Source organism: Caballeronia sp. KNU42, from assembly GCF_053760385.1.
On the sequence record NZ_CM132388.1, the window covers coordinates 1,414,398 to 1,428,433 of the forward strand.

General features: G+C 59.5%; 16 protein-coding genes. 7 read left to right on the plus strand and 9 right to left on the minus strand.

The window, feature by feature from the left end; all coding sequences use genetic code 11:
* Positions 1-71 precede the first annotated feature (71 nt).
* From ACSOSP_RS06160 to ACSOSP_RS06185, 6 genes are all read left to right on the plus strand, one after another.
* Positions 72-1,271: a branched-chain amino acid ABC transporter substrate-binding protein gene (locus ACSOSP_RS06160; RefSeq protein WP_455310121.1), complete on the plus strand. Its 1,200-nt coding sequence runs from the start codon at positions 72-74 to the stop codon at positions 1,269-1,271.
* Between the two features lie 27 nt (positions 1,272-1,298).
* On the plus strand, positions 1,299-2,198 hold the full coding sequence (locus ACSOSP_RS06165; RefSeq protein ID WP_455310123.1) for a branched-chain amino acid ABC transporter permease: 900 nt from the start codon (positions 1,299-1,301) through the stop codon (positions 2,196-2,198).
* 3 nt (positions 2,199-2,201) lie between these two features.
* Positions 2,202-4,007 (plus strand): branched-chain amino acid ABC transporter ATP-binding protein/permease, encoded by a 1,806-nt coding sequence (locus ACSOSP_RS06170; RefSeq protein ID WP_455310125.1) that lies wholly within the window; start codon positions 2,202-2,204, stop codon positions 4,005-4,007.
* Positions 3,995-4,726, plus strand: coding sequence for an ABC transporter ATP-binding protein (locus ACSOSP_RS06175; protein WP_455310127.1), 732 nt, complete (start codon positions 3,995-3,997; stop codon positions 4,724-4,726). Before ACSOSP_RS06170 ends, ACSOSP_RS06175 begins: the two co-directional genes overlap by 13 nt.
* A 43-nt stretch (positions 4,727-4,769) precedes the next feature.
* On the plus strand, positions 4,770-5,111 hold the full coding sequence (locus tag ACSOSP_RS06180; protein WP_455310128.1) for a hypothetical protein: 342 nt from the start codon (positions 4,770-4,772) through the stop codon (positions 5,109-5,111).
* A 323-nt stretch (positions 5,112-5,434) separates the two neighbouring features.
* On the plus strand, positions 5,435-5,833 hold the full coding sequence (locus tag ACSOSP_RS06185; protein ID WP_455310129.1) for a hypothetical protein: 399 nt from the start codon (positions 5,435-5,437) through the stop codon (positions 5,831-5,833).
* A 132-nt stretch (positions 5,834-5,965) separates the two neighbouring features.
* Here ACSOSP_RS06185 and ACSOSP_RS06190 read toward each other — a convergent pair whose 3' ends face one another.
* Entirely contained in the window at positions 5,966-6,292 is a 327-nt protein-coding gene (locus tag ACSOSP_RS06190) for an NIPSNAP family protein (RefSeq protein WP_414951389.1), read from the minus strand.
* A gap of 270 nt (positions 6,293-6,562) precedes the next feature.
* Positions 6,563-7,033: a VOC family protein gene (locus tag ACSOSP_RS06195; RefSeq protein WP_455310130.1), complete on the minus strand. Its 471-nt coding sequence runs from the start codon at positions 7,031-7,033 to the stop codon at positions 6,563-6,565.
* A gap of 562 nt (positions 7,034-7,595) precedes the next feature.
* Here ACSOSP_RS06195 and ACSOSP_RS06200 point away from each other — a divergent pair.
* Complete coding sequence (locus ACSOSP_RS06200) at positions 7,596-7,841, plus strand: hypothetical protein (RefSeq protein ID WP_031358999.1); 246 nt, start codon at positions 7,596-7,598, stop codon at positions 7,839-7,841.
* A gap of 142 nt (positions 7,842-7,983) precedes the next feature.
* Here ACSOSP_RS06200 and ACSOSP_RS06205 read toward each other — a convergent pair whose 3' ends face one another.
* The 7 genes from ACSOSP_RS06205 to infC all read right to left on the minus strand — a co-directional run bounded on the left by ACSOSP_RS06205 (position 7,984) and on the right by infC (position 13,993).
* On the minus strand, positions 7,984-8,370 hold the full coding sequence (locus ACSOSP_RS06205) for a MerR family transcriptional regulator (protein ID WP_455310131.1): 387 nt from the start codon (positions 8,368-8,370) through the stop codon (positions 7,984-7,986).
* Between the two features lie 87 nt (positions 8,371-8,457).
* Positions 8,458-8,868: an integration host factor subunit alpha gene (locus ACSOSP_RS06210; protein WP_031359001.1), complete on the minus strand. Its 411-nt coding sequence runs from the start codon at positions 8,866-8,868 to the stop codon at positions 8,458-8,460.
* 47 nt (positions 8,869-8,915) lie between these two features.
* The gene (gene pheT, locus ACSOSP_RS06215) at positions 8,916-11,351 is read right to left on the minus strand and encodes a phenylalanine--tRNA ligase subunit beta (RefSeq protein WP_455310133.1); all 2,436 of its coding nucleotides are present in this window, start codon (positions 11,349-11,351) and stop codon (positions 8,916-8,918) included.
* Positions 11,352-11,445: 94 nt separating this feature from the next.
* Entirely contained in the window at positions 11,446-12,459 is a 1,014-nt protein-coding gene (gene pheS, locus ACSOSP_RS06220) for a phenylalanine--tRNA ligase subunit alpha (protein ID WP_455310866.1), read from the minus strand.
* Between the two features lie 201 nt (positions 12,460-12,660).
* A complete protein-coding gene (gene rplT / locus ACSOSP_RS06225) occupies positions 12,661-13,020 on the minus strand; it encodes a 50S ribosomal protein L20 (RefSeq protein WP_007585475.1) in 360 nt (119 codons plus the stop codon).
* Between the two features lie 29 nt (positions 13,021-13,049).
* Entirely contained in the window at positions 13,050-13,247 is a 198-nt protein-coding gene (gene rpmI / locus ACSOSP_RS06230) for a 50S ribosomal protein L35 (RefSeq protein ID WP_031359004.1), read from the minus strand.
* Between the two features lie 221 nt (positions 13,248-13,468).
* On the minus strand, positions 13,469-13,993 hold the full coding sequence (gene infC, locus ACSOSP_RS06235; protein ID WP_075583340.1) for a translation initiation factor IF-3: 525 nt from the start codon (positions 13,991-13,993) through the stop codon (positions 13,469-13,471).
* Positions 13,994-14,036: the final 43 nt, after the last annotated feature.

Here is a 14,036-nt window from a genome sequence, read left to right on the forward strand (position 1 = left end):
TTGTTTTCTGACGCCACCACAACCCGTGTGGCGGATCGACCCGATCCCTTTCACAATAAGGAGTCACTAACATGATTGCTCAGAACAATGGCACGTCCGGCGCTGATCGCGTCTTGCGGAAAACGGCCATCGCGGCACTCGCCGCTGTGGCCATGCTCGCCGGCATGGCCCCCGGTTTGGCACAAAGCCAGGGCGCCACCATCAAGATCGGCGTGCCGGTGCCGCTGTCGGGCAGCAGTGCCAACGCCGGTACGGATATCGTCAATGGCGCCAAGCTTGCCGCCGCCAAAATCAATGCGGCTGGCGGCGTTCTCGGCAAGCAGATCGAAATAGTGCCGGAGGACGACGCCTGCGACGCGCAGACGGCCGTGCAGGCAGCGCAGAAACTGGTCGATGCCGGGGTCGCAGCGGTCGCCGGCGGTTATTGTTCCAGCGCGGCGCTACCGGAACTCACGACCTTTCATCGTGCAGGCATTCCTTACGTACTGGATGCATCGACCAATCCCAAGCTCACCGAAATGGGCTACGACAACGTGTTCCGCACAATTGGCCGCGACGACGAGCAGGGTCCGTTTGCAGCCAGTTTCATGAAGAACTCGCTGCATGCAAAGCGGGCAGCCGTCATCAATGACAACACGACCTATTCCAAAGGCCTGGCCGACAACACCGTGGAAGCCCTGAAAAAGGGCGGCGTCGAGGTCGTCTACGACGACGCGATCACGCCCGGCCAGATGGACTACTCGCCCACGCTGACCCGTGTCGCCGCATTGAAACCGGACGTGATCTACTACACCGGCTATTTCTCCGAAGCGGGTCTGCTGGTGAAGGAGGCGCGGCAAGTGGGCCTGAAGATGACCTTCATGGGCGGCGACGCCACCAATGACCCCACGCTGATGAAAACAGCCGGCCCGGCAGCCAACGACATGATCATCACCACGGCGCCGCTGGCGCAGTTCCTGAGCGCCGCGCATGGTTATGTGGACGACTATACGAAGGCTTACGGGCAAGGCCCGGGCCCGTATTCAGTCTATGAATACGATGCCATCGGCGTCACGGCGAAAGCGATCGCGGACGCGAAATCCGCGACGCCTGCTTCGATCACCGCTGCCTTGCACAAGATCTCAAACTACGCGGGCGCGACCGGGACGATCGGCTTCAACCCGAAGGGGGATCGCAGCGTGGCGGTGTACATCACCATCATCGTTCGCGACGGTGCCTTCGCGCCCTACCAGAAGCAGGATGCAAGCGGACACTGGATGGCGATGAAGTAGGCTCGGCGCAAAGTCGCGCTTAAAGTTATGAGCACCTTCTTCCAGTTCGTGATCGAGGGGCTGACGATCGGCTCGTTCTATGCGCTCGTCGCCCTCGGCTACACGATGGTCTACGGGATTATCCGGCTGATCAACTTCGCCCACGGCGACTTGTTCATGGTCGGGGCGTTCATCGGCTGGACCGGGTTGACGGCGCTTGCGGCAGCGCACGTGCCGCTCGCCTTGGCGCTGCTAATCACCCTTGTGGCTTCGATGGCGGTCACAGGGGCGCTTGGCCTCGCGATCGAGCGGGTTGCGTACCAGCCGCTGTTGCGCGCACCGCGGCTGTCGATTCTGATCACGGCGCTCGGCGTCTCCCTGGCGCTGGAAAACGGAGTCCTGCTGCTCTATGGCGCCGGTTTCAACACTTACCCTCACGTGCTCAGTCACACCGGTTTCGATGTCCAGGGCGTGCAGGTCACGTTTGCACAAATTGGCATTATCGTCGCCAGCTTTGCGTTGATGATCGCGCTGTATTTCTTCGTCCACCGCACGTTCGTCGGCACCGCGATGCGTGCGCTCGCGATCGATCAGGACGCGGCGCGGCTGATGGGCATCGATGTGGAGCGGCTCATCCAGCTGACCTTCTTCCTGGGATCGGCGCTGGCCGCCGTGGCAGGCGTCATGGAAGGAATCTACTACACGCAGATCAATTTCTTCATGGGCTTCGTGCTCGGGCTGCGCGCGTTCACCGCTGCGGTTCTCGGCGGCATCGGCAACATTCCGGGCGCCATGGCCGGCGGCATCCTGATCGGCTTGCTCGAAGCCTTCGGCGCCGGCTATGTCTCCTCACGATGGACCGATGTGTTCGTCTTCGGCGTGCTGATCGCCGTGCTCGTGATCAAGCCGACCGGATTGTTCGGCGAACGCGTTGTCGAGAGAATGTAGGCCATGAGCGCACTGCAGGCGTCATCGCGTTGGTCCCGCCCTGCCGGCGTCGCGCTGCTTGCGGCTGCAGTGGCGCTGCCGGTTGTCGCCAGCAACTATGTCGTCGATGTCGGCCTGACCATCGCCACTTATTGCATTTTGGGTCTCGGGCTGAACATCGTAGTCGGTTACGCAGGGCTGCTGGATCTTGGCTATGCGGCTTTCTTTGCCATCGGTGCGTACACGACGGCGCTCCTGGAAACGCTCCTGCACTTCTCGTTCTGGGAAACGCTGCCGTTCAGCCTGGCGTTTGCCGGTGCGTCGGGCATCGTCATCGGATACCCTACCCTGCGCCTGCGAAGCGACTATCTGGCGATCGTGACGCTGGGGTTCGGCGAGATCACGCGCATCGTTGCCACCAACCTGCGCATCACGGGCGGCCCGAACGGCATCTACGGCATCGATAGCCCAAGCCTCTTCGGTTACGAAATCAGCTCGCCGCGTGCGGTCTATGAACTCGGCATCACGTTCTTCGTGCTCGTGCTCGTCTTCGCGATCCGGCTCGGCCAGTCGCGGCTCGGCCGCGCGTGGACCAGCATCCGCGAGGATGAGGACGCGGCCGAGGCCGTCGGCGTGCCAACGCTGCGCGTCAAACTGCTCGCCTACGTCATGGGCGCGTTGATCGGCGGGTTCGGGGGCAGCCTGTTCGCGGCGCGCTTCGGGACCATCGACCCGACCGGCTTCACCTATCTGCAGTCCGTCACGATCCTGATCGTTGTCGTGCTCGGCGGCCGGGGCAGCATTCCTGGCGTGATCCTGGGCGCAGTCATCGTCGCCGGCCTGCCCGAGATGCTGCGTTTCCTCAACCTTTGGCGCATCTTCGCTTTTGCGATCGGGCTCGTGATCCTGATGCTGCTCCGGCCGCAAGGGCTGTGGCCGGCGCCGCTGCGCCGCGTGGCGCCCCCGCGCAAGGATGCCGCCGCCGCGACACCCTTGCCACGGGAGACCACTACCGGTGAAATCCTGCTCGATGTGAACAACATGCAGCGCCGCTTCGGCGGTGTGCAGGCAGTCGGCGGTGTCAGTTTCACCGTACGGAGCGGTGAAATTGTCAGCCTGATCGGTCCGAATGGCGCCGGCAAGACAACGGTGTTCAACTGCCTGACTGGCGTGATCCGCACGACCGGCGGCCGGGTTCTCTGGCAGGGCGCCTCACTGGTCGGCGGAGCGCCGCATCGCATCGTCCATGCCGGTATGGCGCGCACCTTCCAGGGCATTCGCCTGTTCGCCAACATGACGGCGCTCGAGAACGTGCTGATCGGCATGGATCATCGGCTTCGGACGTGGCTCTGGGCCGAGCTGGTCGCGTGGCCCTCCGCGCGTGCCGAGGCGGCGGACCATGCGTCCGAAGGCATGAGCTGGCTCGGCTTTGTCGGCCTGGGCGCTCGAGCCGGAGAACGCGCGGCCGACCTGCCCTATGGCGATCAACGCCGTCTGGAGATTGCCCGCGCCCTCGCCAGCAACCCGCGGCTGTTGCTGCTGGACGAGCCGGCGGCGGGGATGAACCCGACCGAGAAGCATGCGCTGATGGAGTTGATCCGGCGTATCCGGGATCTTGGCGTCACGGTGCTGCTGATCGAACATGACATGATGCTGGTGATGGGCGTGTCGGATCGGATTATCGTCATGGATCATGGTGTCATCATTGCCGAGGGCCTGCCGTCGGAGATCCAGGCCAACCCGCGTGTGATCGACGCGTATCTCGGCACCGACGGGAAAGACGAGGCCGCCGACGATGCCGCCGGGGAGGCATCGCTGTGGGACTCCTAGAAATCCGCGATCTGCACGTGAGCTATGGGAACGTGGAGGTTCTGCATGGCATCTCCCTCGACGTGGCCGAAGGTGAGATCGTTGCATTGCTCGGCAGCAACGGCGCTGGAAAGACCACCACGCTACGATCCGTTTCCGGCCTCGTGCGCCCGCGAGCGGGCGAGATCGTGATGGCCGGGCACCGGCTGAACGCGCTGCGGGCTCACCAGATCGTGGCGCTGGGTCTCGGTCATGTCCCGGAAGGCCGCCGCATGTTCGGCGCGCTGACGGTCGAGGAAAACCTGCAGCTCGGCGGCTATCTGATCCGGCGCGACAGCGCCGTGATGGCGCAGCGGATAGAGCGCGTCTATCAGACTTTTCCGCGGCTTGGTGAGCGGCGCAGCCAGTTGGCGGGGACGCTCAGCGGCGGCGAACAGCAGATGCTGGCGATTGCACGCGCCCTGATGCTGCGGCCACGCATAATCGTGCTGGACGAACCGTCCATGGGACTGGCGCCGAAACTGGTTCGCGTGATTTTCGGCATGATTGCCGACATCTGCAAGGAAGGCACATCGATCCTTCTCGTCGAACAGAACGCGCGTCAGGCACTGCGCATCGCTCATCGGGCCTACGTGCTGGAAAGCGGCCGCATTGCGCTTGCCGGCCCGGCCCGGGACCTGGCGCAGGACAGCCGGGTTCGCGCCGCGTATCTTGGCGGCAGCGCAGCAGTTACAGAGTGATCCGTGAATGGGTCGAAAGCTCGCGATTCAAGGAGGACGAGCCATGGGGAACAGATATGAACGCTCACGCCTGTCGCGTTCGTTCACGTACAAAGGCGTCCAGTACCATCCCGGGGTATTGCTGGTTCTCGCCGCGCAATTGCTCTGCCTGAGCGCGCTCGCGTTTTCACCGGACAGTCTCGATCACAACAAGTGGCTGTCAGCGGCAATCGCATTCAGCCTGCTGTTCGGGCTGATCCTGTCGCTCGGTTTTTTCGGAACGTGGAATCAGTTCAGGGACGATGTCAGCCTGTGGACGTTCCTCACCACGAACCTGGTCGAATCTGCCGTTGCGATAGCCACGGCAGGTGAAGTTCTGACGATTTTGTTGATGCCGCTAGGCTAAGAGACACATGCCGGGGCTTGCCAATCGTTTGCGCGTCCGCGCCACGCCGATTTCATTTTTCGATGGGACCGATGGCGGAAAAATCATGATCGCGCGAAGCGCAATTTACTGCGCCGCACGCATCCAATCCCGCCCCCGCTGCGTATAGATCCATGGATGAGCGCATCGCTATTTGAAGCGGCATTCTTAGCGGTTTCGGTCTGTGCACGGTAGTAAAGAATCACAATCCGGACACGCTGCTTTCAACAAAATATAAAAAACTACGCAGACAGCCACGGATTATTTTCATCGCCGGCTGATCTGCTGAAACCGGGGTTACACACATGAGCACCAGTCAACAAGGTCGGACACACAGAGCGAGCCGGGCGCGCAACACTACGGTCACATTCGACAGCAAATTGTGGCCCGCCCAGGCAATGATCGTATCGAGAAGCGCTTCGCATATTGCAAGTACGTTGTCCGCGTCACAGCGCAACATCGCACTTGCCGAAGCCGTTGCTGAAGTCACGAAGGATTACGGGGATCAAGCCGTCGACGCGTTTCTCGACGCGCTGAAAGGCTGGTTCAATCCGCGCGATTATCGGGCCGCGGCCGAACTGGTCGACTACTTTCAAGCGCACGGATGCTTGCCGGAAATCGCGCAACCCGCACCGCCTCGACGCAGGGCTTCGCGGGGACCATCGGCGAAGGCGGACAGCACGTGTTCGGTGGGCGCCGCATGACATCGCCGCATCTGGCACGCTAGCTGGCTCGATCGATCGATTAATCAATTGGCCGGCTACAAAAACGCCCGGTTATCGAATCCGATGACCGGGCGTATCGCACCATCTACTACTTACCGCTGCATCAAACCATCAACGCAAAGCGGAATACGCTGTCGGCGACAGAAAGTGATTTTCGATCCGCTCGACAATAGGCTGCTTCGCCTCGGTTTCGGCACGCTTCGCGATCCACTCGGCGTCGGCCTGAAACGCATTCCACTTGGTTTCGCGCTCAGCCAGGCTTTCCCATTTCAGCAAGTAGGTCAGCGCGTGGTTGCTCGGACCGGCCAGCGTGGTCCAAAACCCGATTGGTTCGATTCCGTATTTCTTGAAAAAGTCGAGCGTAATGTTCGTGAACCGGTCGTTCAGCGCGGGCAGACGACCCGGCGCGCAGTGATAAATACGCATTTCAACAATCATTTGTTCCTCATGGACACGCAGTAATGCAGCGAGCAAGCCCGCTGCGGTTGGACTTCACCAATTCACCACGAGGGATCGTACCGGCGTTTGACGCAGCCCGCTCGGGGTCAGGCAAACATCGGCTGCCGGCTTGAGGGTATCGAGCTTATTCGATGGTTCATCACCAACGAATTATCAGCAGCGCGCCATGGCGCCGCGAACTGACACGTCTGAGATGTCAGTGATGTGATTACGCGGCGCCCCGCTGCCTCTCGAACTGAAGTTGCCGAATTACATCGGCGCCATCTTGGCCATGCCTTCCCGGATCTCATCCTGGGTCAGATCGCGGGTATGCGTCGCGAGCGACCAGCGATGACCGAACGGATCCTCGATCTGACCATAGCGGTCGCCCCAGAACATCTCGGCTAGGGGCATGGTGACCTTCGCGCCGGCGGCAACGGCTTGCGCGAAGGCGGAATCCACGTCCTTCACATACAAATGCAGCGTGACGGGCGTGCCTTTCAGCGTCAACGGCCCGCTATGGCCACAGTTCGGGAATTCCTCAGCCAACATCAGCGTTGAGTCGCCGATGCCCAGCATGGCGTGCATGACCGTGCCGTCGGGGCCGGGCAAACGCATTTGCTCGACCGCGTTGAATGCCTTTTTATAGAACTCGATGGCGTCGGATGCGCCCTTGCAAACCAGGTGAGGCGTGATCGTATGCATCCCGTCGGGGATCGGTTTGACAGCTGAATTCGACATTGCTTTGCTCCTGGATGTAACGGGTTGACCAACCAACTGGAAGACGGCGCGCAACACGCGCCCTCTGTCGACATGACGTGCGATCGGCCCGCAAATCGACATGTCAGGCAAAATTTTTTGTTCCTTCGAACGAACCGGTTCGCGCGTCTATTGTCCCGCAACCAACCGGTCGTTTCTTTGACAGCGCATAGTGGAGAGACCGTTTAAAAACCTGTGCCGCGGGTTGATTTGACCTTGCGCTTCACGCTTTTGCCTGATCCGCGCGGCTTTGATTCGATGACGCAATGCCCGACACGGTTGCGCCGGCGAACCGCATCGCTTGCGTGTGAACTTCGCCCGTCATTGCCGCTACGCTCCCTTATCGTGGCCCCGAATCACGACACGCGCTGAACGAGAATTGGAGCAATCAAGAGATCCGTTTCGTTACTGGTTATGTCCCCGTTTCGCGTTCTTCCGGCCCTGTTTTGCTTGTGTACACTCATGTTCCGGCGACTTCCGGCGCGTAAATACTTTTCGCCAGATTCACCCTAAAGTTTTTTCACCCGCTGCCGAAAGCCCATCTATGGACCACGAAATCAACCCACCAGCCGACTCAAACGATCCGACCTTTATGAGGGCGCGAGCGTTGAGTCTGAGCGTCGGCGCAATCCGGAAGGCACAAGGGAAAAAATGCCCTGGCGATTTTCCGGTTGGCACGATTGAATGGCATGCGGTGGTTGAGGAATTTGCGGATGACGTCCTGAAGGCAATGCTTTCAGAACCGGATTTGCCGATCCTGGAACTCAAACGCGACAACGCTCGAAAATAACGGCACCGGGCGAAGCTTAAAACTCGTAAAACCGAGCGGCCGCTCTCAGTCCGATCAGAAATGAAAAAGGCGTCGCTAATTAATCGCGACGCCTTTTTGCATCTGTTTCTGCTTGATTCCAATGAGGGACTCCAGCGGTTTTTCATCCACCCAGTAAATCGATCACTTGCAAAATGTCCTTGCGCAATTGATCGACATCGACCACGGCATTCGCCTGGGGAACCGCACCACTTTCCTGCGACTCCTCGATATCAACGGAACCGTTCGGACGTCCATGTGAATCGAGCCGATTGCGTGCGCCATTGATCGTAAAACCCTGCTCATAGAGCAATTCACGAATGCGGCGGATCAGCAATACTTCGTGATGCTGATAATAGCGGCGATTGCCACGCCGCTTGACGGGCCTCAGTTGCGTGAATTCCTGTTCCCAATAGCGCAACACATGCGGCTTGACGCCGCATAACTCGCTGACCTCACCGATGGTGAAGTAGCGTTTGGCCGGAATCGGGGGCAGGACGACTTTTTCCATCGTCAATCAACCAATAGGGTGAATGTCGCGAATGGGGCTAATGTCGCTAATAAGCGGTCGGGCAGCGCATGATAAATGCCCGTCACTTCAGCGGCCGAAACTGTTTTCAGCACCGGCTTCCACCAGCGCTTTCAACTTCTGACTCGCATGAAACGTGACAACACGACGCGCCGCGATAGGAATAGCTTCGCCCGTTTTTGGATTACGTCCGGGACGCTGCGGTTTGTCGCGTAGCTGAAAGTTGCCAAAGCCGGATAGCTTGACACTGTCGCCGCTTTCAAGCGCGTCGCGAATGACCTCAAAAAACGCTTCCACCATATCTTTGGCTTCGCGCTTATTCAACCCGACATGGTCAAATAGCATTTCGGCCAATTCGGCTTTTGTCAGCGTAGGCGTTTCTGCCGTTGCCGCACCGTTCGAAGTGGGAACATCTCGGATCATGGCGCTGCGTTGCGCCGAAAGAAGGGCTTCGAAATCACTCGAGTTCATTTGGTTCATATCGAAAAAATGGCGTAACGATGAAGACGGAGGGTGCCAACTGCAGGCTATCCGCGCAATCGCGCGCCATGTACTCGAGCCAAGCGTTCCACCATTGTTTTGATGGCCGTTTCGACCGTTTCGTCCTGAAGCGTCCCGCCAGTATCTTGCAACGTTACACGGAAGGCAAGGCTTTTCTCGTGCGCGTCCAACCCACCGGAAGTGCTTGATTTTGGACGAAATTCGTCGAATAAAGCAACCCTCGCGACGTGCTTGCAGGCGGGCTCCGAACGGGCACTTTCCAGCTCGTCGATGAGCGCCTGCACTTCCACTTTCTGGTCCACGACAATTGCAATATCGCGGCGAACCGGCGGGAATTTCGGCACCTCGGACGGTACCGGCAACGCGCGTTGCATCAGCGCTTCAGCTTCGATTTCGAACAAAACCGGCGCGTGCGGCAAATCGTATTTCTGCATCCAGCGCGGATGCAGGTCACCGATCCAGCCCACCGCCCGGCCGTCGATTTCAATCCGCGCGCTGCGTCCCGGATGCAGCGCGGGATGTTCCGCCTTCACGAAACGCGGCACGACCGGCGCGAACAGCGCTTCCACGTCGCCTTTTACGTCGAAGAAATCGACGCTGCGCGACGGCTTTGCGCCCCACTGCTCTTCAAACGCCGGACCATAAGCCAGGCCGCCGATCATTTTCGGCTGGTCGAAACCTTCGATGGCCAGTTCGCCTGCCTTGATCGCCGGATCGTGCAGGAACACGCGACCCGCTTCGAACACGCGAATCCGGTCCGCGCGCCGGTTCAGGTTGTAGCGCAGCACGCTGATCAGGCTGCCGAACAACGTGGTGCGCATGACCGAAAGCTGGCTCGCGATCGGGTTCAGCAATTTCACGGGATTCGTGTTGCCGGCGAAATCCGCTTCCCATTCGGCATCGACGAAGCTGAAGTTCACCGTTTCCGCGTAATCCCGCGCGGCTACGGCGTGGCGCAGCACGTGAATCGAACGCTTCGTTTCGTTGGTCGGACGCATTTCGCTGATCGCGACCGGCGGACGCGCCGGAATCTTCTCGAAGCCGTAAATACGCGCGACTTCCTCGATCAGGTCCTCTTCAATTTCGATGTCGAACCGATACGGCGGCGGCGTGACAGCAAACGTATCGCCCTCTTGGGTGAACGTGAGGCCAAGCCGCGTGAAAATCTGCGCGATTTCCTCGGCGCCGATTTTCACGCCGATGATCCGGTTCGCCCGCGATACGCGCATGCTCACCGGCTCGCGTGTCGGCACGTTGAGCGTCTGGTCGTCGACGGGACCGGCATTGCCGCCGCAAATATCGAGGATCAGCCTGGAAATGCGCTCGATATGCTCGACCGTCGTCGAATAATCCACGCCGCGCTCGAAGCGATGCGCCGCGTCGGTGGAAAAGTTGTACTTGCGCGCGCGGCCACGAATGCTGTCCGGCCACCAGAACGCGGCTTCCAGGTAAATGTTGGTCGTATCGAGTGACACCGCAGTGCTGTCGCCGCCCATGATCCCGGCGAGACTTTCGACGTGGCGGTCATCGGCGATCACGCCGACGGTCTCATCGAGTTCCACCGTATTGCCGTTCAGCAGCTTGAGCGTCTCGCCCTTCTTGCCCCAGCGCACTTCAATGCCGCCGTGGATCTTGTCGAGATCGAACACGTGCGTCGGGCGGCCGAGTTCGAGCATCACGTAATTCGAGATATCGACGAGCGCGGAAATGCTGCGCTGACCCGAACGCTCGAGACGCTCGACCATCCAGTGCGGCGTTTTTGCGTGTGCGTTCACGCCGCGAATCACGCGGCCCGAGAAACGTCCGCACAGCTCCGGCGCCAACACCTTGACCGGCAAGATTTCATCGATAGAGACAGGGACCGGCGGCATCTCAAGCGCATGCAACTGCGCGCCCGTGATGGCGGCGGTTTCCCGCGCGACACCAAATACCGACAAACAATCGGCCTTGTTCGGCGTGAGCTTGATCTCGAAAACAGTGTCGTCGAGGTTGAGCGTCTCGCGAATGTCCTGGCCGATCGGGGTATCGGCGGGCAGGATCAGCAAACCGCTGTGGTCTTCCGACAGCTTCAGTTCGCGCGCCGAGCACAACATGCCCTGGCTTTCCACGCCGCGCAGCTTGGACAGCTTGATCGCGAACGGCGCGCCGCCCGCTTCAGCCGGCGGCAACTCTGCGCCGACCAGTGCGACCGGCACCTTGATTCCCGGCGACACGTTCGGCGCACCGCACACGATGTTCAACGTCTCGCCCGTGCCGGCATCGACCTGACACACGTTGAGCTTGTCGGCGTTCGGATGCTTCGCCACTTCCAGCACCTGCCCGACGACGATCTTCGTGGTCGGCGGCGCGACGGGCGTGAGGCCTTCCACTTCGAGACCCGCCATGGTCAGCGCGTGCGAGAGTTCATCGGTCGAGAGCTGGGGATCGACGAAAGTTCTAAGCCAGGATTCCGGGAATTGCATGTGTCTAGGTTCGAAATGAGGTTCGACATAAGTCGTGTCTGCGTCCGGACTTTTACGTTACCAGGTCCGGACAACGGCCCGCTGCAACCTGCTTTCAGGCAAATTGCTCGAGGAAACGCAGATCGTTTTCGAAGAACAGGCGCAGGTCCTGCACGCCATAACGCAGCATGGTCAAGCGTTCGAGCCCGCTGCCGAATGCAAAACCGATATACCGTTCCGGGTCGAGTCCCATGTTGCGGATCACGTTCGGATGAACCTGTCCCGAGCCCGAGATTTCGAGCCATTTACCGGCGTTCTTGCCGTGCTCGAACATCATGTCGATTTCGGCAGATGGCTCGGTGAACGGAAAATACGACGGGCGGAAGCGCACGAGAATGTCGTCGCGCTCGAAGAATTTTTTCAGGAAGTCGGAGTACACGCCCTTCAGGTCGGCGAAGCTGATGTTCTCTTCGATCCACAGACCTTCGACCTGATTGAACATGGGCGAATGCGTGGCGTCACTGTCCACCCGATACGTCCGGCCCGGCACGATCACCTTGATCGGCGGTTTGTTCATGCGCGCATAGCGCACCTGCATCGGGCTGGTATGCGTGCGCAGCAGCAGTTGCCGGCCATCAGCATCCTTGCCATCGATGTAAAACGTATCCTGCATTGAGCGCGCCGGATGGTTTTCCGGGCTATTCAGTGCAGTGAAGTTGTACCAGTCCGTTTCGATCTCGGGGCCGTCGGCCACATCGAAACCAATCGTACTGAAAATCTGTTCCACGCGTTCCCACGTGCGCATGACCGGATGCAGGCTGCCGGCGCCGAGACCGCGGCCGGGCAACGTGACATCGATTGATTCGGAAGCCAGCCGCTGATTCAGCAACACATCCGCCAGCGCCTGACGGCGCGCGTTCAGCGCTGCTTCCACCTGCTGCTTGACCGCGTTGATGCGTGCACCTTCGGTCTTGCGGGCTTCAGGATCGAGTTTGCCCAAGCCTTTCAGCAGATCCGTGAGCACCCCGGACTTGCCAAGAAAGCGGGCCTTTTCATTTTCGAGCGTGACCGCATCGGCGGCATTTTCGAAGGCATTTCGCGCGTCGGCGACAATCTGGTCCAGATCCATTGATCCCATCATTTCAGCGTCAAAGTTCATCTGATCGTTTCCGGGCCGATGGTTACGCGACACAAGCTTCTTCGCGTTTCAACCCGGCTTCACCAACAAAAACGGGGCTCGACAAGAGCCCCGTTTTTTAGTCGTTGCGCTGTCCGGTTAGAGACAACGCTACAACGAACCAAGCAGTACCAATCTCGCTAACAAGCTCGATCAGGCTGCAACGGCGGCTTTTACCTGCTTGACGATCGCAGCAAAAGCAGCCTTGTCGAACACAGCCATGTCGGCCAGCACCTTGCGGTCGAGTTCGATCGAAGCCTTCTTCAGGCCATTGATGAACACGCTGTACGTCATGTCGTGCTGACGCACCGCCGCGTTGATACGCGTGATCCACAAAGCACGGAACACACGCTTCTTGTTGCGGCGATCGCGATAGGCATATTGCCCGGCGCGCATGACCGCTTGCTTGGCGATGCGATAGACGTTATTGCGACGGCCGCGGTAACCCTTGGCCAGCTTGATGATCTTCTTGTGACGGGCCCGTGCGGTAACCCCACGTTTGACTCTAGGCATAGTGCGCTCCTGTGAGTGTCAGTTAAGGGTTAAGCGAACGGCAACATTGCGCGCACAGAATTCATGTCAGATGCATGAACTTCCGTGGAACCGCGCAGATGGCGTTTTACCTTGGTGGTCTTCTTGGTAAGAATGTGACGCTTGAAGGCTTGACCACGCTTGATGGTACCGCCCGGACGCACCACGAAGCGCTTTGCAGCACTCTTCTTGGTCTTCATCTTCGGCATGAAACTACTCCAGTTTATTTGATGGATATGGGTGTGCGGTCGATCCATTCGATCCTGACCCGCCCTTCGAAACCCACATGCCACTTATGAGCGGCAGGCTTTTGACAGCCACCGCTTTTTCATGAGCGCCGCCATTATCCGGCAACGCCCTGAAACCTGCTCAAACGATGCCGCGCAGACCCTTGAAGACTTTCCCGGCCGCGCGATCCATCGTTGTTCAATTACTTCTTTTTCTTCGGCGCCATGACCATGATCATCTGGCGCCCTTCCATCTTCGGCATTTGCTCGACCTGACCGTGCTCTTCGAGATCGGTCTTCAACCGCTCGAGCACGCGCATGCCAATTTCCTGGTGAGCCATTTCCCGACCGCGAAAACGCAACGTGATTTTCGTCTTGTCGCCATCTTCGAGGAAGCGCGTGAGGTTGCGCAGTTTCACGTTGTAGTCACCGTCGTCGGTGCCCGGCCGGAACTTGACTTCCTTGACCTGAACGATCTTCTGCTTGAGTTTCGCCTCGTGCTGCTTCTTGGCTTCCGAGTACTTGAACTTGCCGTAGTCCATCAACCGGGCGACAGGCGGGACAGCCTGAGGCGCGATTTCGACCAGATCCACGTCCTGTTGCTCCGACATGCGGAAAGCATCGGCGAGCTTCACGATTCCCAGCGGCTCGTTGTCCACTCCGACCAGGCGCAATTCAGGCGCCGTGATTTCCCCGTTGATGCGATGTGCAGACTTATCAGTAGCGATGTTACGTTTCCTCTAAAAATCTAAAAAACTAGCCGCGCTGCGG